This window comes from Chachezhania antarctica (genome assembly GCF_003646465.1).
GTDB lineage: Bacteria > Pseudomonadota > Alphaproteobacteria > Rhodobacterales > Rhodobacteraceae > Chachezhania > Chachezhania antarctica.
Genome location: NZ_QZEX01000003.1, coordinates 351,241 through 372,781, shown reverse-complemented (window position 1 = coordinate 372,781; position 21,541 = coordinate 351,241). Strand labels below are relative to the sequence as shown.

15 protein-coding genes are annotated in these 21,541 nt (G+C 67.4%); 13 read left to right on the top strand and 2 right to left on the bottom strand.

Annotated features, from left to right (window positions below; translation table 11 throughout):
• Nucleotides 1-42: 42 nt before the first annotated feature.
• Nucleotides 43-2,418 (bottom strand): xanthine dehydrogenase family protein molybdopterin-binding subunit, encoded by a 2,376-nt coding sequence (locus tag D4754_RS08850; RefSeq protein WP_121062652.1) that lies wholly within the window; start codon nucleotides 2,416-2,418, stop codon nucleotides 43-45.
• A 14-nt stretch (nucleotides 2,419-2,432) separates the two neighbouring features.
• Nucleotides 2,433-2,918 carry a (2Fe-2S)-binding protein gene (locus tag D4754_RS08845; RefSeq protein ID WP_121062651.1) on the bottom strand — a complete coding sequence of 162 codons (486 nt, stop codon included), beginning with the start codon at nucleotides 2,916-2,918 and terminating at the stop codon, nucleotides 2,433-2,435.
• Between the two features lie 659 nt (nucleotides 2,919-3,577).
• Between D4754_RS08845 and D4754_RS08840 the strand changes: the two genes are divergently transcribed.
• From D4754_RS08840 to D4754_RS08780, 13 genes are read left to right on the top strand one after another with little or no spacing between them, the layout of a single operon-like run.
• A complete protein-coding gene (locus D4754_RS08840; RefSeq protein WP_163025851.1) occupies nucleotides 3,578-6,022 on the top strand; it encodes a phage tail sheath subtilisin-like domain-containing protein in 2,445 nt (814 codons plus the stop codon).
• A gap of 23 nt (nucleotides 6,023-6,045) precedes the next feature.
• The gene (locus tag D4754_RS08835) at nucleotides 6,046-6,534 is read left to right on the top strand and encodes a phage tail protein (RefSeq protein ID WP_240453808.1); all 489 of its coding nucleotides are present in this window, start codon (nucleotides 6,046-6,048) and stop codon (nucleotides 6,532-6,534) included.
• 19 nt (nucleotides 6,535-6,553) lie between these two features.
• Nucleotides 6,554-7,330: a hypothetical protein gene (locus D4754_RS08830; protein WP_121062648.1), complete on the top strand. Its 777-nt coding sequence runs from the start codon at nucleotides 6,554-6,556 to the stop codon at nucleotides 7,328-7,330.
• Nucleotides 7,327-8,100, top strand: a complete 774-nt coding sequence (locus D4754_RS08825; protein WP_121062647.1) for a hypothetical protein — start codon at nucleotides 7,327-7,329, stop codon at nucleotides 8,098-8,100. The genes D4754_RS08830 and D4754_RS08825 overlap by 4 nt, the downstream gene beginning before the upstream one ends.
• Nucleotides 8,101-8,103: 3 nt before the next feature.
• Nucleotides 8,104-9,363 carry a Pvc16 family protein gene (locus tag D4754_RS08820; RefSeq protein ID WP_121062646.1) on the top strand — a complete coding sequence of 420 codons (1,260 nt, stop codon included), beginning with the start codon at nucleotides 8,104-8,106 and terminating at the stop codon, nucleotides 9,361-9,363.
• Complete coding sequence (locus D4754_RS08815) at nucleotides 9,348-11,210, top strand: ATP-binding protein (protein ID WP_163025850.1); 1,863 nt, start codon at nucleotides 9,348-9,350, stop codon at nucleotides 11,208-11,210. Before D4754_RS08820 ends, D4754_RS08815 begins: the two co-directional genes overlap by 16 nt.
• Entirely contained in the window at nucleotides 11,200-11,427 is a 228-nt protein-coding gene (locus D4754_RS08810) for a hypothetical protein (RefSeq protein WP_121062644.1), read from the top strand. Before D4754_RS08815 ends, D4754_RS08810 begins: the two co-directional genes overlap by 11 nt.
• Nucleotides 11,424-18,428, top strand: a complete 7,005-nt coding sequence (locus D4754_RS08805; protein ID WP_121062643.1) for an eCIS core domain-containing protein — start codon at nucleotides 11,424-11,426, stop codon at nucleotides 18,426-18,428. The genes D4754_RS08810 and D4754_RS08805 overlap by 4 nt, the downstream gene beginning before the upstream one ends.
• Entirely contained in the window at nucleotides 18,421-19,218 is a 798-nt protein-coding gene (locus D4754_RS08800; protein WP_121062642.1) for a hypothetical protein, read from the top strand. Before D4754_RS08805 ends, D4754_RS08800 begins: the two co-directional genes overlap by 8 nt.
• A complete protein-coding gene (locus D4754_RS08795) occupies nucleotides 19,215-19,499 on the top strand; it encodes a hypothetical protein (protein ID WP_121062641.1) in 285 nt (94 codons plus the stop codon). The genes D4754_RS08800 and D4754_RS08795 overlap by 4 nt, the downstream gene beginning before the upstream one ends.
• Nucleotides 19,500-19,520: 21 nt before the next feature.
• Nucleotides 19,521-20,621 (top strand): hypothetical protein, encoded by a 1,101-nt coding sequence (locus D4754_RS08790; protein ID WP_163025849.1) that lies wholly within the window; start codon nucleotides 19,521-19,523, stop codon nucleotides 20,619-20,621.
• Entirely contained in the window at nucleotides 20,618-21,181 is a 564-nt protein-coding gene (locus tag D4754_RS08785; protein ID WP_121062639.1) for a phage baseplate assembly protein V, read from the top strand. Before D4754_RS08790 ends, D4754_RS08785 begins: the two co-directional genes overlap by 4 nt.
• A 10-nt stretch (nucleotides 21,182-21,191) precedes the next feature.
• Nucleotides 21,192-21,536 (top strand): hypothetical protein, encoded by a 345-nt coding sequence (locus D4754_RS08780; protein WP_121062638.1) that lies wholly within the window; start codon nucleotides 21,192-21,194, stop codon nucleotides 21,534-21,536.
• Nucleotides 21,537-21,541 lie beyond the last annotated feature (5 nt).

Below are 21,541 nucleotides of genomic sequence, written 5' to 3'. Positions count from 1 at the left end.
TGTGAAGGGCAGCGCGGCCGGTATCCCCGGCCGCGCCCTTCGTCATTTGTCGTGAAGGGCAGACCAGACGCGCGCGGGCGTCAGCGGCATGTCGATATGGGTGACATCCGTGCGGCCCGAATGCTGGATCGCGTCGATCACCGCGTTGACCAGCGCGGGAGGCGAACCGATGGCCCCTGCCTCGCCACAGCCCTTCACGCCCAGCGGATTGTGGGTGCAGGGGGTTAGGGCGGAATGATCCACCCGGTACATCGGCAGGTCGTCGGCGCGCGGCATGGAGTAATCCATGTAGCTGGCCGACATGAACTGCCCGTCCGCGTCATAGACCGCATGTTCCAGCAGCGCCTGACCGATGCCCTGCGCCAATCCGCCATGAACCTGGCCTTCGACGATCATCGGGTTGATCACCACGCCGAAATCGTCCGCCGCGGCGAAGGATTTGACCTCCACCTTGCCGGTCGCGGGATCGACTTCGACCTCGCAGGCATAGGCGCCCGAGGGGTAGGTGAAGTTCACCGGATCGTAGAACGCGGTTTCCTCCAGCCCCGGTTCGATCATCTCGATGGGGAAGTCATGCGGGATGTAGGCCTTCAGCACCACGTCGCCCCAGGGCACGTTCTTGTTCGTGCCCTTCAGGGAAAAGACCCCGTCGTCGAACTCGACCTCTCCGTCCGGGCTTTCCATCATGAAGGCCGCAATCTTCTTGGCCTTGTCGATGACCTTCTCGGTCGCGCGCACCACCGCCGATCCGCAAACCGCGAGGCTGCGCGACCCATAGGTGCCCATGCCGAAGGGGATGCGGGCGGTGTCGCCATGCACGATCTCGATATTCTCGACCGGGATGCCCAGCCGTTCCGCCACGATCTGGGGGAAGGTGGTTTCGTGCCCCTGCCCATGGCTGTGGGCGCCGACCATGACGGCCACGTTGCCGGTGGGGTTCACCCGCACCGTCGCCGCATCGTAAAGCCCGACCCGGCCGCCAAGCGCGCCCACAAGGTTCGACGGCGCGATGCCGCAGGCTTCGATATAGGAGGCGATGCCTAGGCCGCGCAGCTTGCCGTTGGCCTCGGACTCCTTCCGGCGGGCGTCGAAGCCCTGCAGGTCCGCGATCTCCTCCAGCTTGTCCATCACGGCGTCGTAGTTGCCGGTGTCGTATTCCAGCGCGACGGGCGTGGTGTAGGGGAACTGGTCCGGCTTGATGTAATTCCTGCGCCGGATCTCGATCGGGTCGATCCCCAGCTCGCGCGCGCATTTGTCGATCACACGTTCAAGGGAATATGTCGCCTCGGGCCGGCCGGCGCCGCGATAGGCGTCGACGGGCACGGTGTTGGTGAAGACGCCCTTCACGTTAACGTAGACATTCGGGACGGTATAATTCCCGGCCATCAGCGTGCCGTGGAGGAACGTGGGCGTGGCCGTCGCGAAGTTCGACAGGTAGGCGCCAAGGTTCGCCATCGTTTCCGTGCGCACGGCGATGAAGGATCCGTCCTTTTCCGTGGCCAGTTCGATCGTCGTCACGTGATCGCGGCCATGGGCATCGGTCAGGAACGCCTCGGACCGCGAGGATGTCCACTTCACCGGCCGGCCCAGCTTCTTCGATGCGGCCAGCACCAGCGCCTCTTCACCGTAGTGGTAGATCTTGGAGCCGAAGCCGCCGCCCACATCGGGCGCCACGACGCGCAGCTTGTGTTCGGGGATGCCCATCACGAAGGCCGAGATCAGAAGCCGCGTGAGGTGCGGGTTCTGCGAGGTGGTATAGAGCGTGTAATCCCCGGTCCCGGTGTCGTAATCGCCGATGGAACAGCGCGGCTCCATCGGGTTGGGGGACAGGCGGTTGTTGACCAGCTCCAGTGTCGTGACGTGGGGGGCGTTCTTGATCGCCTCGTCCACCGCGGCGCGGTTGTCCTCGACCCAGCCCCAGTCAAAGCAGATATTGCTGTCGACCTCGTCATGCACCCGGTTGTCGCTGTTGGCGACAGCGTCGGCCATTTTCACGATGGAGGGCAGGTCCTCGATATCCGCAACGATGGCTTCGGCCGCGTCGCGGGCCTGTTCGGGCGTCTCTGCGATCACGGCGGCGTATGCGTCACCCACATGGCGGACCTTGCCGTGCGCCAGCACCGGGCGCTTGGGTTCGGTCATGGGCGTGCCGTCGCGGCTGTGGATCAGCCAGCCCGCGGGGTTGCCGCCGACCTCGACGAAATCGTCACCGGTGAAGATGGCCAGCACACCCGGCATCGACTCGGCGGCGGACGTATCGATCCCCCGGATCCGGCCATGGGCGACCTCGGACCGGGCGAAGGCGGCATAGGTCTGGTGGCGCAGGATGATATCGTCGGTGTACTTCCCCTTGCCGGTGGTAAAGCGTTTGTCCTCGCGACGTTTCTGACCGTCGCCGATCACTGAATCTTTCGGCATCTGTCGATCCTCCCCTATTCCGCGGCCAGCGCGGCGCTGTCCTGACCGGACGCGGCCAGCACGGCCTTGACGATGTTGTGGTACCCGGTGCAGCGGCAGATATTGCCCTCCAGGTAGTGGCGGATCTCGGCCTCGGACGGTGTCGGGTTCTCTGACAGCAGGGCGGCCGCCGACATGATCATGCCGGGCGTGCAGAAGCCGCATTGCAGACCGTGATGATCGTTGAACGCCACCTGCAGCCGGTGCAGATCGTCGTCGGAACTTGCCATCCCCTCGATCGTCGTGACCTTCGCGCCCTCGGCCTCGGCCGCGAGCATGGTGCAGGCCTTCACCGCCTTGCCGTTCACATGCACGACGCAGGCGCCGCATTGCGACGTGTCGCAGCCGACATGGGTGCCGGTCAGGTCAAGATCCTGCCTGAGATAATCGACAAGCATGCGCCGCGCTTCGACGTCGCGCGCGACGGCCTTGCCGTTCACGGTCATTGAGACTTTGGTCACGTGTTCTCCTCCCTGGATACGCGACGGGCCGGCGGCGCCATGCCCCGCGGCCAGCCATACTTCTCTGGGGTGTCCCTGGGCCCTCGTGCCCGGAGATCCGCTGCGGGACGTCCTCCTCGTCCCGGTCGGCACGGCGTCGGTCCGGCTTAGGTCCCGCGCCCGTTCCCGCTTTTCCGGGATATCGGTTCTGCATCGGGGCCCGGCCATCGAAACGCCGCGCGCCCCGCCACGTTCGCTCCAAGATTGCGCCTGTGTCCAGACTCTTCTTCGTGAGGGGCGGTGAAAGATAGTGCGCCGACGGTTTTCATCCGGGGCACATGGCGGTCATGCCGGGGGCGCGTCCGGGCCCGGGGATGTGCTGTTGCGCGAACCGGGATCACGGGCCGACTCAGGCACATTTCCACCGATCATCGGCTGAAGGGACGGAAGACACGCACCGGCGTGAATCTGCCGATCAACCCTTACGCGAACAATGGCTTAACGATTCTCCAAATACTAGTTCACGGTTTAATCCACTGATTAGTAATGATATTTCCAAATTTCCGAAGTTCTCCGTATGCACAAGGAAAGGCTGGAATACCCTGCCTTGACGGAATCTGAACCTCCGGGCCATGCTTTTGGGACATTTTCGAACTTCATTCACCGATTGGTTTTCAAGCATGGTAACGTTGACCTATCCCGGCGTTTACGTCGTTGAAGAACCCAGTGGTGTACGCCCCATTTCGGGCGCCAGCACTTCGGTCGGATTGTTCATCGGACGCGCCCAGAAGGGCCCGATCAACACCCCCGTCCGCCTTTCCAACTTCACCGAGTTCAGTCGCGTCTTCGGCGACGGCGGCGCGGTCAGCGACATGGCACGGTACGTCCGCATGTTCTTCACGAACGGCGGCGCGGACATGTACGTCATGCGGATCGCGAACGGAGCCGGCACCGCCAGTGTCACGCTATCGAACGAAGCGGCCGCTGCCGACGATGTCCTGACCCTGACCGCCAAGGAGGCGGGCGCCAGCGGCGAACAGATCCGCGCCATTGTCCGCCCGTCGGGGGAAGAACCCGAAGCGCGGTTCAACCTCGAACTCTACCGCTGGGCGCCCAACGCCGCGGGCGTGGTGCAGCGCAGCGATGTCGAGACCTACCAGAACCTGACGATGGATCCGAACGATCCGCTCTATGCGGTCGATTACCTGACGCAGGAATCCGCGCTGGTCAGCGCCACGGATCCAGGGGCGCCGGCGGCCGTGAACGGCTCCAGCCTGTCGGGCCGCTACCTGCTGCGGTCGAGCGTGGCAGATGCGCAAGGGGCGCTGGCGACCGTGTTCGACGATGCGCCGGGTGCGCCCGGCGGCACGCATCTGCGGTTGTCGGTCGACGGGCTGCCCTTCGTCACGATCGACCTGTCCGACCGCGGCCCGGCCATCGCCGGCAGCGGGGCAGGGGACGTGCCGACACTTTACGGGGACGAGGTCCTGTCCATCATCGAACAGCGCGTCACGCAGGCCTATGCCGATATCGGTTCCCCCGGAATTGCCGTGACCGCGACGCTGGAAGACGGCGGCCAGGTGGGCGGTGACGATACCGGCTTCCTGCAGATCGCGTCGACCAACGCGGGCGACATCCGGGTGCGCCCGGCAACCACCGGCAAGGATCTGTCGGTCCCGCTGATGATGGGTCCCGGCAATGGCGGGATCGAGATCGGCGCCCACGCGATGCGCCGCCCGGCGCAAAGCGGGCTGGCGATCCGAGTCTCCGACCTTGCGCGGCTGAACGCCTTCGGTTTCGCGAACAAGAGCGGGATCACCGACATCCGGCTTGACGGGTTCGATGCCGCCGGGGCGCCTGCCACGGTGGAGGTTCCGGTGCCATTGGCCGCCGGCGCCGCGCCGGGCGATCCGGTGATCGTCGACACCTATCCCACCGCCGCGCAGGGCAATTCCGATGGCGTGCGCCAGCGCCTGATGCAGATCCGTGACGCGATAAACGCCGATGCGGCAACGAACCCGACGCTGAACCCGTGGACGGCTGTCCTGAACGGGCTGCGCCTGTCGATCACGCGGGCGTCGGACTTGACGGCGAACCGCACGGTGCCGGCTCTTTCCACGATCCCGACCAACCTGTCGGCCATGGATGCGGGCCTGCCCTTGACCAATGTGCCGCGCTTCTGCGTGGGGGCGGAGGGCGGCTCGGCCGGAACGCAAGCCAGCCCGGCCGCGCCCGCGACCGACGGCAACCCGCCGCAATCCGCGGATTACGATGCCGCCTATGCTATCGTCGACCGGCAGGTGAAGATCTTCAACCTGATGGTCCTGCCGCCGGATCGCGAGGTCGTGCAGGACATGCAACCGCTTTACGGTCCGGCGACCGCCTTCTGCCGCCAGCGCCGTGCGATGCTGATCATGGATCCGCCGGGCAACCTGACGCCGCAGCAGATGACGACCGAGGTCAACACCCTGCGCACCGGCATCGCCCGGGATCACGCGGCGCTCTATTACCCGCGGATCCTGATCAACGAGGCGGGGCGCAACATCGCCATCGGTGCCGCGGGCGCCATGGCCGGGCTGATGGCCCGCACGGACGCGACGCGCGGTGTCTACAAGGCGCCGGCGGGGCAGGATCTGCCGTTCTTCGGTGTCGTGGGCGTCCAGCGCGAGCTTTCGAATGCCGAGGTCGGCATCCTGAACCCCCGCGGCGTGAACTGCATCACCCGCGCGCCGGCCGGTGTAAGGCCCTGGGGCGCGCGAACGATGGATGGCGATGACGATTTCGCCAGCGAATACAAGTACGTTCCGGTGCGCCGGGTGGCGTCGTACATCTCGCAAAGCCTGTACGACGGCCTGCAATGGGTCGTGTTCGAACCCAACGGCGACATCCTGTGGAGCCAGATCCGCCAGAACGTGAACGCGTTCATGGGCCGGCTGCACCGCCAGAACTTCTTCAAGGGCGACCGCAAGTCCGACGCCTATTTCGTCAAGTGCGATGCCGAAACGACAACGCAGGCCGACATCGACGTCGGTGTCGTCAATGTCTGGGTCGGTTTCGCGCCCCTCAAACCCACCGAATTCGTCGTGATCCATCTTCAGCAGATGGCCGGCCAGCAAGATGTCTGAGGTCCTGAACGATGCCTGAATTCATGGTAAATACCCACCGTTTCGAACCCTACAAGAACTTCCGCTTTCGCGTGAAATGGGATGGGAAATACGTGCTTGGCGTATCCACCGTGTCTGCGCTGAAGCAGACGGTCGATACCGTCACCCACCGCGAAGGGGGCGATCCCAACATCCAGCATATCGGGCCGGGACTGGTCAGTTTCGAGCCGGTGACTCTGGAACGCGGCGTGACCTGGGACCTGGAGTTCGAGAAATGGGCCCGCACGGTGTTCGAGATCGGCGCGCTGGGACAGCCGTCGCTCAAGGATTTCCGCAAGTCGATGACGATCGAGCTGAACAACGAGGCCGGAACCGTCGTGCGGCGGTACTTCCTGAGCAACTGCTGGGTGTCCGAGGCCGAATGGCTCCCCGCGCTCGACGCGAATTCGGCGGGCTACGCGATCGAACGGATCGTGATTCAGAACGAAGGCATTGAACGGGACGAGTCGGTCGTCGAGGTGATGGAAGGCTGACGCGCCCTCTTCCGATTGGGTGACCAAAGTGATTTTCGAGGTGAACCATCCGCCCGGGGCCGGGGTACTGGCTTTGGGTGCGCTGACAGGTCGTGCCGAAATGGCGGTGACCGAAACCGGCGCGGCACAGGCGATTGCCCTGATCGACGCGATGGCCGAGCGTTGGCCCGACCGCGTGCAGGCTGCGGCCGACCTGAGCGTGTCGGACCGCGACCGCCTGATGGCGCAGATCTACGCCCGCGTCTTCGGGGGCCGGATTTCCGGCACGTCCGAATGCCAGGGATGTGCCGAGCGGTTCGATTTCGACTTCGCGCTCGACGATCTCCTCGCCTCGGTCGAGGCGGAGCCCGCGCGCGCCGATGCCGATGGCTGGTACATCGATGGCGACACCCGGTTCCGCCTGCCCACGGGGCGGGACGAACTGGCGGCCCAGGGTCAGCCCGCGGACCGGGCGGCCGAAGTTATCGCGCTGGCTTGCGCGCCGAAGGCCAGTGCCGCCGACCGCGCGCGGATCGAAAGCCGCATGGCCCGGATCGCGCCGCTGATCGACCTGTCCCTGCAGGCGGACTGCCCGGAATGCGGCACCCCCAACACGATGCGCTTCGCTGCCGAACGCTATTGCCTCACGGCCCTGCTCCGCGACCGCCCCCGGCTGATGCGCGAGGTGCACCGGCTGGGCGCGGCCTACCACTGGCCGCTGTCCGATATCCTGAGCCTTCCACGCGATGATCGCCGCGCACTGGCCGAGCAGATCGCGATGGACCGTGACGGCGCGCGTCGGGCAGGTGCGGCATGACCGGCTATTTCGCCAGACTGGGCGACCGTATCGAGGCCGCCGACGCCGCGGCCCCCCTGCCGCGGGTCGAACGGCTGGCGGTGGCGCCCGACCCTGAACCCATGCAACCGTCCGCAGACCCGATCCCGCCCGATCCGGCCCCTTTGGACCGCGTCACGGAACTTTCCCCCCAACCCGATCCGGGTCCGGATCAAAGGGTCGCGCCTGTCCCCGAGGCGGCGGCGTCTCCGGACCCCGTGCCGCCGCACACGATGGCCCCTCCCACGGTCGTGCCGGCGGACCTGCGGCGGGATCCTCTGCCACCACACCCGGCAGAAGAACCCGTCGCTCAAATTCCCGCGCCGCCACCGGCGGAGCCTGCGTCCGAAGACGCGCCTACGCCGGAACCCGCACCGCATATGACCCCCGACTTGCCGGAGCCCGGAGCGCCGGCCGCGGACGACGATCCAGAGGCACCGGCCGAACCCGAGAAATCTCCCGAGGATTACCTGGCCGAGTTCGAGGCCTATATCGAGGCCCTGAACGCTCCGGCGCCGGACCCGCGGGCGCATGTGGAACCGCCCGCGCCGGACACGCCGCAACCGATCCAGCCCGTGGCCGAGGCGTCTCCGCCGCCGCGGCAAGTGCAGCCCCGGCTGGACATCGGCGAGATCACCGTGGAAATCCGCCAGCCCGCACAAACGCCAGCCCCGGCCCCCCGGCCGCGACGGCGCGGGGCGCCCGCCAATCCCGGACGGCGCCGGGGCAATTACGGACTGGGAGTGCTCTAGGCCATGCCCGTCCCCGACCTTCGCTACGTGACCCGGGTGCTGACACGGACGATCCGCGAGCATATGCGTACCTCGCCCATCTGGGCGCCGAACCCCGCGCCCATCGTCTCGCCACGGTCGCCGGAGGCCGCGGGCGATGCGCACCTGTCGCTGTTTCTCTACCACGTCGCGCGCGATCCGGCGTTGACGTCGGTCCTGCCGCCGATGCCCGAACACGGGCCGCAATACGCGCCGATGGGCCTGATCCTCAGCTACCAGCTGACCGCGCATCCGCAGCTTGAAGATGACAACGCCGCCGAGGAAGCGCAGATCGCCCTGTCGGCGGCGATGCTGGCCCTGCAGGAGCACGCGATGCTGGGGCCAGACGCACGCCCCGGCGGTGTCGATGTCTTCGGCGCGGTGGGCATCACGGATCCCAACGTGCGTTTCAACATCACCATGCAGCAGGTCAGCCAGGCCGAGGCGATCGGTTTCTGGAACCCGGGCGACAGCGCCCCGCGGCTGGCCGTCTACTACCAGGTCGCGGCCCAGCTGGAACCGCTGGAGGTCACCCGCATCGGTCCGCGTGTCCTGTCCTACGCGGCGGGTGTCTTCGCGGGGGGCGAACCCCGGCTTTATGCCGCCGAGGCCCGGCTGGACCTGTCGCGCGCGGATGGCACCACCGAACGGGTCGTGCTCAGCCCGGCCGAGGTGCCCTATGGCGGTCGCCTGTCGCTGATCGGCGGCAACCTCGTGGGCGACGGCGTCGCGCTGCGACTTGAGGCCGACGGCTGGGACGCACCGGTGACCGTCGGCGCCGAATGGGCGGTGCAGGTCCGCGACGGAGAGATCGTGGCCCGGCCTGCCGCCTTCGCCGATGGCGTGCCGGTGCCGCCGGGGCTCTACCGTGCGCGGGCCGTGGTGACGCGCAGCTTCACCGGCGGGGACGGCGCGGTGCGGACGGTCGAGTTCCTGTCGAACCCGATGGCCTTCTTCGTCACGCCGAATGCCACGCAACTGGCCGGCCCGGTGGCCGGGATCTACACCGTCGAAGGGCAGGGCTTCGCGCCGCCATCGGTCCCCGCGGCCGAGGTCGAGATGACGGTCCTTGGTCAGCCATTGGCGCAAGGCGCCGGCGCCAACCCGGGCGGGGGAGAGTTCGTGATCGACAGCGACACGCAGATCCGTTTCGCGCCCGACGCGGCATGGCCCACAGGGCGGCCGCTGCCGGTCCGGGTCCTGGTCCGCGGCGCAAGCGCCCCGCCGCAATGGGTGACGCTATGACGGTCGAGGCACAGCAGGTTTCCCCAGACGGGGATGAACAGATGACAAGCTGGGCGCTTGCCTGCCTTGCACGGACGGGGGACGGCCCCGTGCCCGCGCCCCCGACCCATGACCGCCTGTCCCACTTGGCCCAGGCGTTCCGGCTGGGCGAGGACGGCCACAGGCTGGTGGCGCTCTTCTACGGGCTCTGGCGCGGGGGCGGGCAGGTGGCGCCGGTCAGCGCCGCAATGGCCCGGCGCGCGGTGGGCGGTGCGGCCCCGCATCTGCGCGGGGTGCTGGTGCACTGGCAGATCCTGTCGGAAGCCGCCGTCGCCCCCGGTGCGCCGCTGGCGCTGGTGCTGGATGAAACCATCGGCGACTGGCTGGGGGGCGGCGATCCGATCCCGCCCCGCTGGCACGATCGGATCGGCACGCGGGACGCGCCCGAGCCACTGCCCGGCTGGCCGGTCGAGGATCTCGCCACCCGCGCCGCGGACGGGCTGGACCGGGCCGGCGCGCCGGTCGCGATCCGCCTCTCCGGTGCGCCCGGAACCGGACGGCGCAGCCTTGCGGCCGCGGTGGCGGAAAAACTCGGCACCCGCCCGATTTTCGCGGATCTGGCCGGGCTCGACCCGGTGGAAAGCCGCGCGCTGGTCCATGTCGTCGAACGCGCCGCACGGCTCAGCCTGCGGCCGCCGTGCTGGATCGGGGACGAGGCGGTGCACATCCCGGAAGGCCAGCCCCGGTTCGCGCTGCACTTCGTGGTCACTCGCCAGTCCTCCGGCGGGCCGGTCCCTGCCGGGGCCATCGTCCACGGCTGCGATTGTGGCCCACTTTCCATGTCCGACCGTCGCCATGCGTGGTCCGCGCTCGTTCCCGGATTCTCCGACTGGCCTGAACCGGAACGCGAGCGTCTTCTCCACCTCAAGCCCGCCACGGTGGGGGAAATCGCCCGCGTTGCCGCCGCCGGGCCTGCCAGCCCGGACGCTGCGATGGCCACCCTGCGCGCGGACCAGGCATCGCGGCTGGATCCCGTGATCTCCCCCCGCCTTGGCCGGCTGGGCTGGGACGACCTGATCCTGCCCGATCCGCTGACCCGCGGCCTGACCCGCCTGTCCGACGAGATCGCCATGGCGCCGGGCCTCTGGCAGCAACCGGCGATGGAGCGGCTGTACCCGCAGGGCCGGGGCGTCTTTGCGCTGTTCTCCGGCCCTCCGGGCACGGGCAAGACGATGGCCGCGCAGGTGGTGGCGAACGCGATGGGGCTGGACCTGTACGTCGTCGACAGCGGGGCGGTCGTGTCGAAATACGTGGGCGAGACGGCGCAGAACCTGCAATCCGTCTTCGCGCAGGCCCAGGCGGACGCGGCGGTGCTGTTCTTTGACGAGGCCGAGGGCCTGTTCGGCAAGCGCACCGAAACCCGCGATGCCCATGCGCGGTACCTGAACGCCGATACCAACGTGCTGTTGCAGGCCGTCGAAAGCTACGCGGGCGCCTGCATCCTTGCCACCAACCGGCGCGACAATTTGGACCCTGCGTTCCTGCGGCGTCTGCGCCACGTGCTGGATTTCCCGCGCCCGGATACCGGCTTGCGGGAACGGATGTGGCTGGCGCTGTGTGCCGAGCTCTCGCCCGCGACCGCGGCGTCGCTGGCCCCGCAATGCACGCGGCTGGCCCAGATCCTCGAATTTACCGGCGCCCAGATCAAGAACGCGCTGCGCACGGCGGTGATCGAAGCCCGTCGCGACGGGCGAGAGGGACTGGCGCGGGCCGACCTGCTGGCCGGTGCCGAGCATGAATTGCAGAAGGAGGGCCGCGCGCTGACCAAGGCCGAAGCCGCAAGGCTTGAGGTGCGCGATGACGGATAACCTGCGCATCGGTCGGCTGCATCTGTCGGCAGGGTCGCAGGACGGTGCACGGGGCCTTGCCCGGCGGACGGCCGGGAGCTTGCAGACGGAACTGGAGCGCAGCGGCGCGCGCGGCAAGATCGGATCGGTCCACGTGGTGCTTGATGCGGCCGAGGCGCAGGACCCGAAGGCCATCGCGCGCGCCGTGGCCCGTGCCGTGCGGGAGGCAGGGCAATGACCGGGCCCGCCCAGACCAAGGCCGTGCAAAGGGCCACGCCAGACCGCAAACCGGCCGCGCGGGGCCAGAAGGCCGAAAACGCGCGGCTGGAACAGGAGGCGCGCCAAGCGGCCGACCGTGTCGCGGATCGCCGCCCGGTCGCGGCGCTGACGGGCCGCGATCCCGCGCGTTTGCCGGGCGGGGCCGGGGTGGGCACGCCTCTGCCCGCAACGGTGCAGGGGCGGCTGGAACAGAGCTTTGGCGCCGATCTGACGGACCTGCGCGTGCATGCCAGCCCGCAGGCCGCTGATCTGGCCCGCTCCGAAGGGGCGGAGGCTTTTGCTGCCGGGCGGCACATCGTCTTCGGCGAAGGCGCCTATCGCCCGCATGAACCGCAAGGCCTGCGCCTGATCGCCCACGAAACCGCCCATGCCCTGCAGCAGGGTCTTGCGCCGATGCCGGGCGGCACAGCCCGCGTCCAGCGCGCGCCGGAGCCGGAGGTTCCCGGCCCCGCGGTGCAGGCGGGCGAGGGGATGGTGGTCAACGGCACCAAGATGCCGGACCTCTGGCCGCTGATCGTCACGAACTACACGACGATGAAGACGCTGGGCGGCACACCCTACGATCCGAACGACAAGCGCTTCGCCGATGACATGGCGGCGTTCGAAGCGGCACTGGACGGCGGGCCGCTGCACCTGAACACGAAGACCACCGCATCCCGCAAGCTGGCGAAGGCGCTGCCGACCTACCGCTTCCGGTCGTTCCGCGGGCTGTGCATGGGATTCGACCTGCTGGCCAATAGCGGCGAACATGCCGACGCGTTGCGCCATCTGAACGCGCATCTGCACATCGAACAGCTGGGCTACAACAAGGCCTTCGGCGACTACTACCGCGCCCATGCCGATCACAAGCTGATGGCCAAGACGTTCCTCGACGAAGGCGCGTCGCCCCACGTGAAGGCGCAGTGGGAGGCGTTCGCAAAGCGTGTCGAAAGCTGGCTGCTGGATCCTTCGGCAGTGCCGCCAACGGAAAGTACGATCCTTGGTCATCACGCCGACACGGACGTCCAGCAATCGGCCGAGCGCCTGAAGCTGAACCAGGCCCAGTTCGACATCCTCAGCTTCATGCAGCTAAAGGAGAACACGTTCCTGAGCGCCATGCGCGATCCTTCGGGGCTGGCGCATCTCCGGTCGGAACTGGGGCTGAAGGAGCGCGAGGGCAGGGGCACCCCGGCCTATCTGCGCTACCTGATGCGGGTTTCGGTGATCGACCAGAACCTGCTGGGGCGCCGCACTGGGGAACGTACCAACACCGGCGGGCGGGCCGATACCGACCCCAAGGCCGACGTGCTTGGCGAACGGCTGACCGCGCAGCTGGGCGTCCGGGCGCAGCGGATCTATTCCGGGGCGAAGGATGCGCTTGGGCTGGCCTCGACCCTCGTGTCGCTGGGCGCGACAGGGGCGTCTGCGGGCGTGGCCTTCACGAAAGCGCCAAAGATCGATGTGGGCAGAGATCTGAAGGCGTTCCTGACGGCCGTGGGTGCGGCGATGGACAAGGGGCAGGCCAACAGCGTCCTGCATCTGAAGAAGAAGGCCAAAACCGGCGACGACGCCGAGCCGGACAAGAAGGCGTCCTCCCGGCCCGAGATGCTGGCACAGATCGCCTTTTTCGAACGCCTGCCGTCGGGCGGGGATTTCGGCAAGGCGCGCGGAGCCTTGGCCGACGCGATCGAAACCGCCGGCGCACCGCTGGCGGGCAAGCTGACCCGTGCGGCGGTCCGGGCGCAGACGCCGGGCGAAACCGCGCTCGACCGGCGCAACACCATCCTGATGACGATGCTCTGGGCCGACTGGCTGGTGGATTGGCTGCGCCATGCGCCCAAGGCGAAATCGACCGATGCCGTAGCGCAATCGCGTTACCTAATCGCGAATGCCGTGGGTCTGGGCGCCCGCGCGCTGGGGCACGATGCGCTGCGTACGCAACTGGCCGATGTCTACCAGGGCGGCGAACTGGGGTTTTCCTACGCCGTGATCCCGAACGGGTTCAAGGAACGCGAAGGCGCCGATTTCTCGGATCTCGACCGGGAGGTGGGCTGGGTTCAGGTGATCAGCGATCAGGGCACCGACACGCCGTACCTGGGCAAGCTGGCCGTCAGCACGAAGAACCTCGTCCGGTTCTACCAGTACACCCAGATGGCCGCCGAGATCGCGGTGCTGAAGCGCGAGCGCGAGAAGCTGGACAAGGTCGCCGACCGCCGCCTGAAACAGAACCCCTACCAGGAAGCGCAGGAGCGCAAGAAGACCGCGGCACAGGCCGCCAGGGAAGGGCGCGAGGTTTCGGACGTGCCCAACCTGACCAGGCTGATGAAAGAGGCGCGCGACAAGGTCAACCATCCGCGTCTGTTCGAGGCCGATGACGGCCATCTGGTGATGAACCCCAAGGATAAGTCCGCGACCGCGCCCAAGGTGCAGATGCGCCATCCGTCGATGCCGGAACTCTTCGGCAAGGACGGCGGCACGCCCACGGGGCGGACGCCGATCTTCAAGGACAAGTTCGTCATCCGGCAGGAGGCGGGGACGAACCGTGTCTATTTCTGGGTGCTGCCCGAATTCGACGCGATCTGGAACGAACTGCTGAAGATCCCGGAACTGACCGGCCTGCTGGCCGATTTCCGCGCGGCCGTCACACTGCCCGGTGACGCCAGCGCCACGGCGAAGCTGCTGGCGCTGATGACCTGGGTCGAGGGAGAGAAACGCGCGGTTGAAGTGACCGGCACGCTCGACACCTTCTTCATGGACAAGCAGCAGGCCACGCGCGACCGGATGACGGAGGAACTGCGCAAGCTGACCAACGTCAACCGCAAGATCGCGCTCGACAATTTGCGCGACTACCTGTGGGCCTTCGGGGACGACACGCGCAAGATCCTGCTGCCGGACGAATTCGGCCATATCCTGTCGTCGTTCTCGCACGTTGTCCGGCCCGTGGAAGACCGTGACCGGCAGGTCGTGGCGCTGATCTTCGACGCGGTGGACGAGCTTGAGACGGTCGTCAACAAGACCGCCAAGACGAGCCACCCCAGCCATTCCGCGATCCACAACCTGCTGCCCCCCGTGCAGCTGGCGATTTCCTTCGTGCGGGGCGAAAGCGTGGCAGGGATCCTGCGCGGGGCCGACCTGAAGGACGATGAAAACATCTACGACCAGCAGGACAATCTTGCCCGGCTGGCGCCGTTCACGCCGCTCTATTCCGATCTGGACAGCCGCTATGCCCGGCTGAAGGGGATCATGCGGACCCTGCTGGAGGCGCGGGCGAAAAGCCAGAAGACATGGGCGCTTTACGGCGATGCGTCCGACGGGCTGCACACCGAACTGGCGTCGAAGAACATTAAGCCGGGGGAGGAATGGGCGTCCTTCATCCTTGCGCTCTGGTCCGAACGCGATGCGGACACGGGCGGTGAGGGCGTCTGGAAATGGGGTGAGGAGTCCAAGGGCGAAGACGGCAAGACGGAAACGCTGCACGACACGATCCTGGGCACGCGGCATCCGATCTTCTACCGCATCGACCGGATCCACCGCGGCTTCGAATTCGTTCCGCCCTTCGACCGGGCGATCCCCGGCACGGCCGTCGCGCGCTATCCGGGCACGGAAAAGGGGATGCCCGCGGATGCCGAGCTTGTCACCTTGTCGGTAGCCTATATCCGCAAGACCTCGGATGACGACATGGAGATGTCCCGCCTGCGGACGGTAACGGTCCGCGCGGGCGACTCCGAACTGATGACGCTGCTGTCGGCGGTGATCGACACCCATGCCCGCAACGCACAACTGACGGAACTGGCCCGCGGGATCGAGGCGGGCGCCGAATTCGCGCTGGACCTGGCCGAATTCATCCCCGGCTACGGGCAGGCGATCATGGTGGCGCGCATGGCCGCCAAGATCGCGCAGATGATCAACGAAGGCGAACTGGACGGGCTGAAGGCCGACCTGATCGACGCACCGATGGAGATCATGGATTTCCTGACCGAGGACATCTTGCAGGAGCTCGACGGGACGCTTCTGTGGAAATTCCTGCTGATCGAGTTGTTCGGCGGCGCCGCGGCAAAGACGATGTCGAGCAAGTTCCAGGCGCTCGCGTCGCGCCCGCAAAAGCGCAAGCCCAAGAAGACGGGCAAGAAGGGCAAGAAATACACCCAGCTGGCCAAGGCTATATCGGGCATCGGCGGGACCTTCGTTCAGGCCCTGTTGCGGGCGCAGAACCGCGCGGGGGCCGCCGTGAACGCGACGACGGGCAAGCTGGCCACCATGCCGCGCGTGGCGCCGCACCTGGCGGATATCGACAGGTACTACGCGCATCTGCAGCTGCTGATGATGGTGGCGGAGGATCTGGGCGATGCAAGGGCGATGCTCGGTGACGACCCGCGGGCCCAGATCGGCGCGAAGCTGGCCGCGATGCAGAAAGGGTTCGAGCCCGAGGCACTGAAGGACCAGCTGGCCGCCCTGCTGACCGACGCGGCCAAGATGGAGCTTCCGAACGAGATCGTGCCCACCGCGCTGCTGGTCGAGGTGGCGATCGAGTTCCTGATGCCCAAGCTCGGCAAGAAGGCCAGCTTTGTCTACAAGGCCCTGCGCCTGACCGGCCAGTTGCCGCGGCTGGCGGGGCTGATCGAGGACAAGCTGATCTCGAACTCGGCCGCCGATCCGAACGTCTACTGGCGCTCGATGGTCCGCGACAAGTTGCGCGAACCGTTCCAGGACGGCCGGGACGCGCTGGTGACGGAACTGTTCGAGACCCTGAACGCCGTTTTTCCCGGCCATGACGTCAAGGCGCCCACGCTGCCCGACGTGGCCATCGAGGACACGCCGCTGGCCTTGCCCGAGCTGGACGCCTTCAACCTGCCCGGCGATCCGCGCAGCCCGTTTCCCGGCCCCTTGCCCGACACGGCCGGCCGCCCGCTGGCCGATGCCGAACGCAAGCGGCTGGAGAACGATTTCGGCCATGACCTGCGCCATGTCCGCTTGCATGACGGCCCCGATGCCCGGGGCTTCGTCGACAGGACGGGGGCCGAAGCTCTGGCCTCCGGCAGTCATGTCTACCTGGGCGCGGATCTGCGTCCGAACAGCCCGCACGGCGATCATGTCCTGCGGCACGAGATCGCCCATGTCCTGCAACAAACCGGCCCCCGGCCCGTGGACGGCGGCGCGCCCGTGCCCGACCGCCCCGTCGCCGGGCGTCCGGGGCGCGGCGTGCAATTGGACACGGCCCGCGAAGAGGGGGCGGAAGAGATGGCCCATGCCTCCCGCCGCCGCTTGATGCGCGATGACGATCCCGTCCCGGTCAGGGGCCGCGGCCCGGTGGCCATGGCGCCCTTCGGCCGGCAGGACGCCATCGACATGATGCGCAAGCTGGGCGAGGCCGCGGGGCAGGGCGATTTCGCGGCCCACATGCTGGAAAATCAGGATTATCTCAACAAAACCAAGGGCAGGACGGCCCGGAACGAGGCCGACCGCCTGATCGCAGAGGTGACTGCGAAGCTGGGCAGCGCCGACTGGGAAGGGGCCCGACCGAGCGCCCTGTCGACGAACGTGTTGAAACTGGTGCGGGAGGAAGCGCTGGCGGCAATTGCCAGCGGCACCAAGGGGCACAAGCCAGACATCGTCCGGCTCGTCGCGCGCGCGGTGACGCTCCGCCCGGAATCCCGGCGCAAGGGGAAGAACCGCGATCAGGACATCTACGACCTGAACGAAGCCGCCTACATGAACATCGTCGCGGGTTACATCTACGACACCGCCGGCGTGCTGATCAACGTGAAGCTTTCCACCACGGATCCGAAATCGGTGCTGAAAGTCGATCTGGATGCCGTCCATCTGGGCCGGGTGCGGGGCATCGGCAACCCGCTCTTCTACCAGGAACTGAAGAGCGCGAACCCCGATGGCACGCCCGCGGGCTTCACCTTCGGCCATGCGCGGAACTACTACAAGACGGGCTTCCCGGACCTTCAGAACTGGGAGAAGAAACCCAAGACCTTCGTCATCCCGGACGCCGACAAGAAGGAAATCGCGGATTTCGCGAGGACCGAGGCCACGCTCGACAAGGACAAGCTGCGGCCGTGGGATGAATACAAGGACCCTGACACGTCGCCTCTGGGTCTGCGGGTGGGGCTGCATGGCGAGCTGTCGAAGACGACGGCCACGTTCGACAATACCGAACGCGAAAGCCACCACGTGCCACAGTTCCTGTTCGCCGAGTTCTTTTCGGGCACCAACGACAACGAGGCCGTGTCGCCCTGGGGCGCGGACGGATCGTACTGGACGCCCGGTTTCGTGCCGAAGAACGGCACCAGCCCCGAAATCGCGCGTCCGATAAAGCGGCCCAAAGGTTATGACAAGTTCAATGCCAGCGGCGGCATGCTGGACCTGACGAAGCTGTCCATCGACACCAACCGCGGGGCCACGATGCCCGCCGTTTCGCTGGCCGCCGATACCCACAAGCGTGGCAAACTGCACCTGGCTGTCGAGCCGTCGCCGGACAGCAAGCCGGACGACAACCAGTCCAGCAAGTCCCAGGGCTACTACATGAGCCGCGTCTACCGCGAGTTCCTGATCGCGGAGGTCAAGTCCGCCCGTGCCACCATCGCGCCCGGCGGGGCAGGGGGCACCCGCAATCTGAATGACGCCGCCGCCTTCCAGGGGCTCGTCAAATCGGCCGTCGATGCCGGGACGCCCGGTCCGCGACAGGCGCTGGAGAAGGCGACCTACAAGGCGATGCAGTCCAGTTACGACTGGATGGTGGGCTACATGTGGGGCCGCCTGGAAGACCAGCTCGATACCCGCGAGCGGCGCTACTACACCGAAGTTTCGCTGAAACGGCAGCCCGAAGGCACGACCGACCTGCCCGCCGGCGATCCGCACACGCCCGAGACCGGGACCGACTGGGTCGGCGCGATCAAGACGGCGCTGGCGAAGAAGAACAGGGAACAGTTCGGCACGTCCTTCGTGTCCAGCACATGGGGGGGCGGCGGTGGCTGATTATCCCGACACCAAGCGCGGATTCCTGATGAAGGGGGCGCTGATCGAACTGAAACCGGCGGCCCTGATCGGGGTCATGCCGTCGATCGTGATCTTCCAGTACAACCCGGCGGGCCTGTCGCGGTCGATCACGCCCGCCAACGCGCCAAGCGAAACCCGCAGCCCGCCGGCCGCGGCATCTGACGCGACGGGCGCGGCACAGGGCGACGACGCCCCGGCGGGGGACGAGGATATCGCCGTCCGCCCGGGCGATCCCAGGGAAAGCTTCACGCTGAACCTTGTGATCGATGCCTATGACGATCTGAACCAGGACAACAAGCTGGGCCTTGTCACCGGCATCGCCGACCGCATCGCCGCGCTGGAAATGCTGGCCTATCCGAATGCCACCTTGTTCGAACAGGCGCTGGATGCCGTGGGCGATGCCATCGGCGATGCGCTTGGCGTCAGGCGGGGGGAGGAACCCACCAAGGCTACCGTGCAGCTGTTCTATTTCGGGCCGGGCAAGATCGTGCCCGTGGTCATCAAGTCGATGACGGTGAACGAACAGCAGTTCCATGCCACCACGCTCTACCCGATCCGGGCCGAGGTAACGGTGGAACTGGACGTGCTGCGGGAGTCCGATCTCGATGCCTTCGACGACGGGGATGACGGCATCCCCGTCACCATCGCCAAGGGCTGCTACATATTTACCCGCGAACAGAAATCGCTGTTGGCCACTATCGGCGGGCCGATCCGGCTGCTGGATGCCGCGCTGACGGCGGCCGATCCTGACCTGGGGGACATCCTGTGAGCTTTTCCGACACTTCCAAGTACAAGGGCGCGCCCCTGCGCACCGTCACCACGCCCGAGGGCCGCACCGTTCCGGTGGTCGAGGCCCCGGCGCGCGAGGACACCGAGACGATGGGCTGGCTGAACTGGCGGCAGGGCCAGCGGCTGGACCTGGTGGCGCACCGCCATCTGAACGGCGCGGGCGACTGGTGGCGGCTGCCCGACCACAACAACCAGATGATCCCCGAAGCGACAGCGGGACTGCCGGAAATGGCCGTCCCCGTGAAACCCCGGGACAGGTAGGAGGATACCTTGGCGCGTGGCGTGTCCATAGATGCAGACAATTCCCTGGCGGGCGATCTGGCCGCCGCGGCGGATGTCGTCGTGTCCGAACGGATGGGCCATCCCGCGCGGTTCGAACTGCAACTGCCCGCGCCCGTGAAGCGGCAGGACATCCCCGCGCTGACGGACGGGCGGCTCGACCCCGGCAAGCCGCTGTCGATCTTTGTCGAGGACGGCGCGGGCGGGATCGATTGCCTTGTCTCGGGCCCGGTGGACGGGCACGCGATCCGGCTGGTGCATGGCAGCGGAAACTCTCGCCTGACGGTGCTGGGGGGCGATGCCTCCGTCGCGATGGATCTGGAAATGAAGGTCCGCCAGTGGACCGGCCCGGACGGCCCGGCGGTGATGGCGATCTGCGGTGAATATGCGGTGCCATGCCTGCCCGCGGGGCCGGTGATGGCGCGCATGTCGATGCAGCATCCGCTGGTCCAGCGCGCGACCGACCTGGCCTTTTTGCGCCGCCTGGCGCAGCGCAACGGCTGCCAGTTCTGGATCCGGCCCATGGCCGCGCGCGTGGGGCCGGTCGTCAACCAGGGGTTCTTCCAGCCGATCACGTTCAGCGACGGTAACCTGCCTGTCCTGCGGATGAACGCCAAGGCGGGGGGCGAGAAGAACACCATCGACAGCCTCGACATCGAATTCGCCACCGATGGCCCGACCGCGGTGAAGGCGGGCGGCGTCGAAATCTCGGGCGTGTCGGACTTCACCGCCGATACCGACCTTTCGGGCATGGACCCGCTGGGCCGGACCCCGGTCGACCGGATCGGCCCCACACCGCGGACGACGCGGCTGACGGTCGCGGGCGATGGCGCATCAGATCTTGAACCGCGGGGCAGCGCGGTGCTGGCAGAGGCGCAGTTCTTCATCTCGGCCACCACGGCGACCACGGCAAAGCGGCTGGGCCGGATCGTCCATGCCCACGACACGGTCAAGGTCGAAGGCGCCGGAAGCCGCCATTCGGGCCGCTACTACGTGGCCGGCGTCACCCACCGCATCAACACAGCGGCCCACACAATGGACCTGCACCTGATCCGCAACGCCTGGGACGAGGAACCGGGCGGACTGATGGGAGCCCTGCCATGACCGACGACATGATCCGCCAGTTGGCCGAACTGGTCGCGGACCGCTTCTACGGCAAGTACCGCGGGCTGGTGACGGGACACGAGATGCTGCCCCAGCGGGGCCGGGTGAAGGTCAAGGTGCCCGCCGTTCTGGGCGAGACCGAGGTGCTGGCCGAAATCTGCGTGCCCTACGCGGGCAACGGCACTGGGCTGATGCTGCTGCCGGAAGTCGGCTCCGGCGCATGGGTCGAATTCGAAGGCGGAGATCCCAGCTTCCCGATCTGGGTCGGCGCGTTCTGGGGCGACGGGCAGCTGCCCGACGCCGCGGGCGGCGACAGCAAGCGCATCCTGCGCACCAACACCGCCACGCTGGAAATCGACGACAACGCCCAAAGCCTGACGGCTTCGTCCGATCAGGGCGGCACGCTGGCGCTGGATGCGGCGGCGTCGATGACGGCCGGCATCGCATCGGGAGAGGTCCGCGCGACGGGCTCGGCCGCGAGCGTGACGAAGGGCCAGAAAGGCGTCGAGGTCAACGATGTGATGACCTCGGTCAACGGCGGCAATCTGGACGTGATGTGAGGAGGGATCGATGGGAGCCAACACATTGAACGCGAACGCGGTGCTCACCTGCCCGCACGGGGCGCAGATCACGGCGTCGCCCACGGAAATGCGGGTGATGGTGAACGGCGCGCCGCCCCTGAGGATGACCGACGTCTTCACCGTGGCGGGGTGTCCCTTCACCATCCCCGCGGGCCCCGCGACGGTGCCCAGCCCCTGCGTTGCCGTCGTCTGGGCCAAGCCCGACATGATGGTCCGCGCGGGCGGCACGCCGACGCTGTCGGACAGCTCCATCGGCTATTGCCTCGGCCCCAGCGGGCTTCAGGGCATGGTCCAGATCGCGAACGCCGGCCAGGCCGTCGTGCAAAGCACCTGAGGACG

Coding starts and splice junctions, on each gene's coding strand:
- D4754_RS08825 (WP_121062647.1), top strand. CDS start 7,327: ATGACCGGCTATTTCGCCAGACTGGGCGACCGTATCGAGGCCGCCGAC.
- D4754_RS08840 (WP_163025851.1), top strand. CDS start 3,578: ATGGTAACGTTGACCTATCCCGGCGTTTACGTCGTTGAAGAACCCAGT.
- D4754_RS08835 (WP_240453808.1), top strand. CDS start 6,046: ATGGTAAATACCCACCGTTTCGAACCCTACAAGAACTTCCGCTTTCGC.
- D4754_RS08805 (WP_121062643.1), top strand. CDS start 11,424: ATGACCGGGCCCGCCCAGACCAAGGCCGTGCAAAGGGCCACGCCAGAC.
- D4754_RS08850 (WP_121062652.1), bottom strand. CDS start 2,418: ATGCCGAAAGATTCAGTGATCGGCGACGGTCAGAAACGTCGCGAGGAC.
- D4754_RS08810 (WP_121062644.1), top strand. CDS start 11,200: ATGACGGATAACCTGCGCATCGGTCGGCTGCATCTGTCGGCAGGGTCG.
- D4754_RS08815 (WP_163025850.1), top strand. CDS start 9,348: ATGGGTGACGCTATGACGGTCGAGGCACAGCAGGTTTCCCCAGACGGG.
- D4754_RS08785 (WP_121062639.1), top strand. CDS start 20,618: ATGACCGACGACATGATCCGCCAGTTGGCCGAACTGGTCGCGGACCGC.
- D4754_RS08820 (WP_121062646.1), top strand. CDS start 8,104: ATGCCCGTCCCCGACCTTCGCTACGTGACCCGGGTGCTGACACGGACG.
- D4754_RS08780 (WP_121062638.1), top strand. CDS start 21,192: ATGGGAGCCAACACATTGAACGCGAACGCGGTGCTCACCTGCCCGCAC.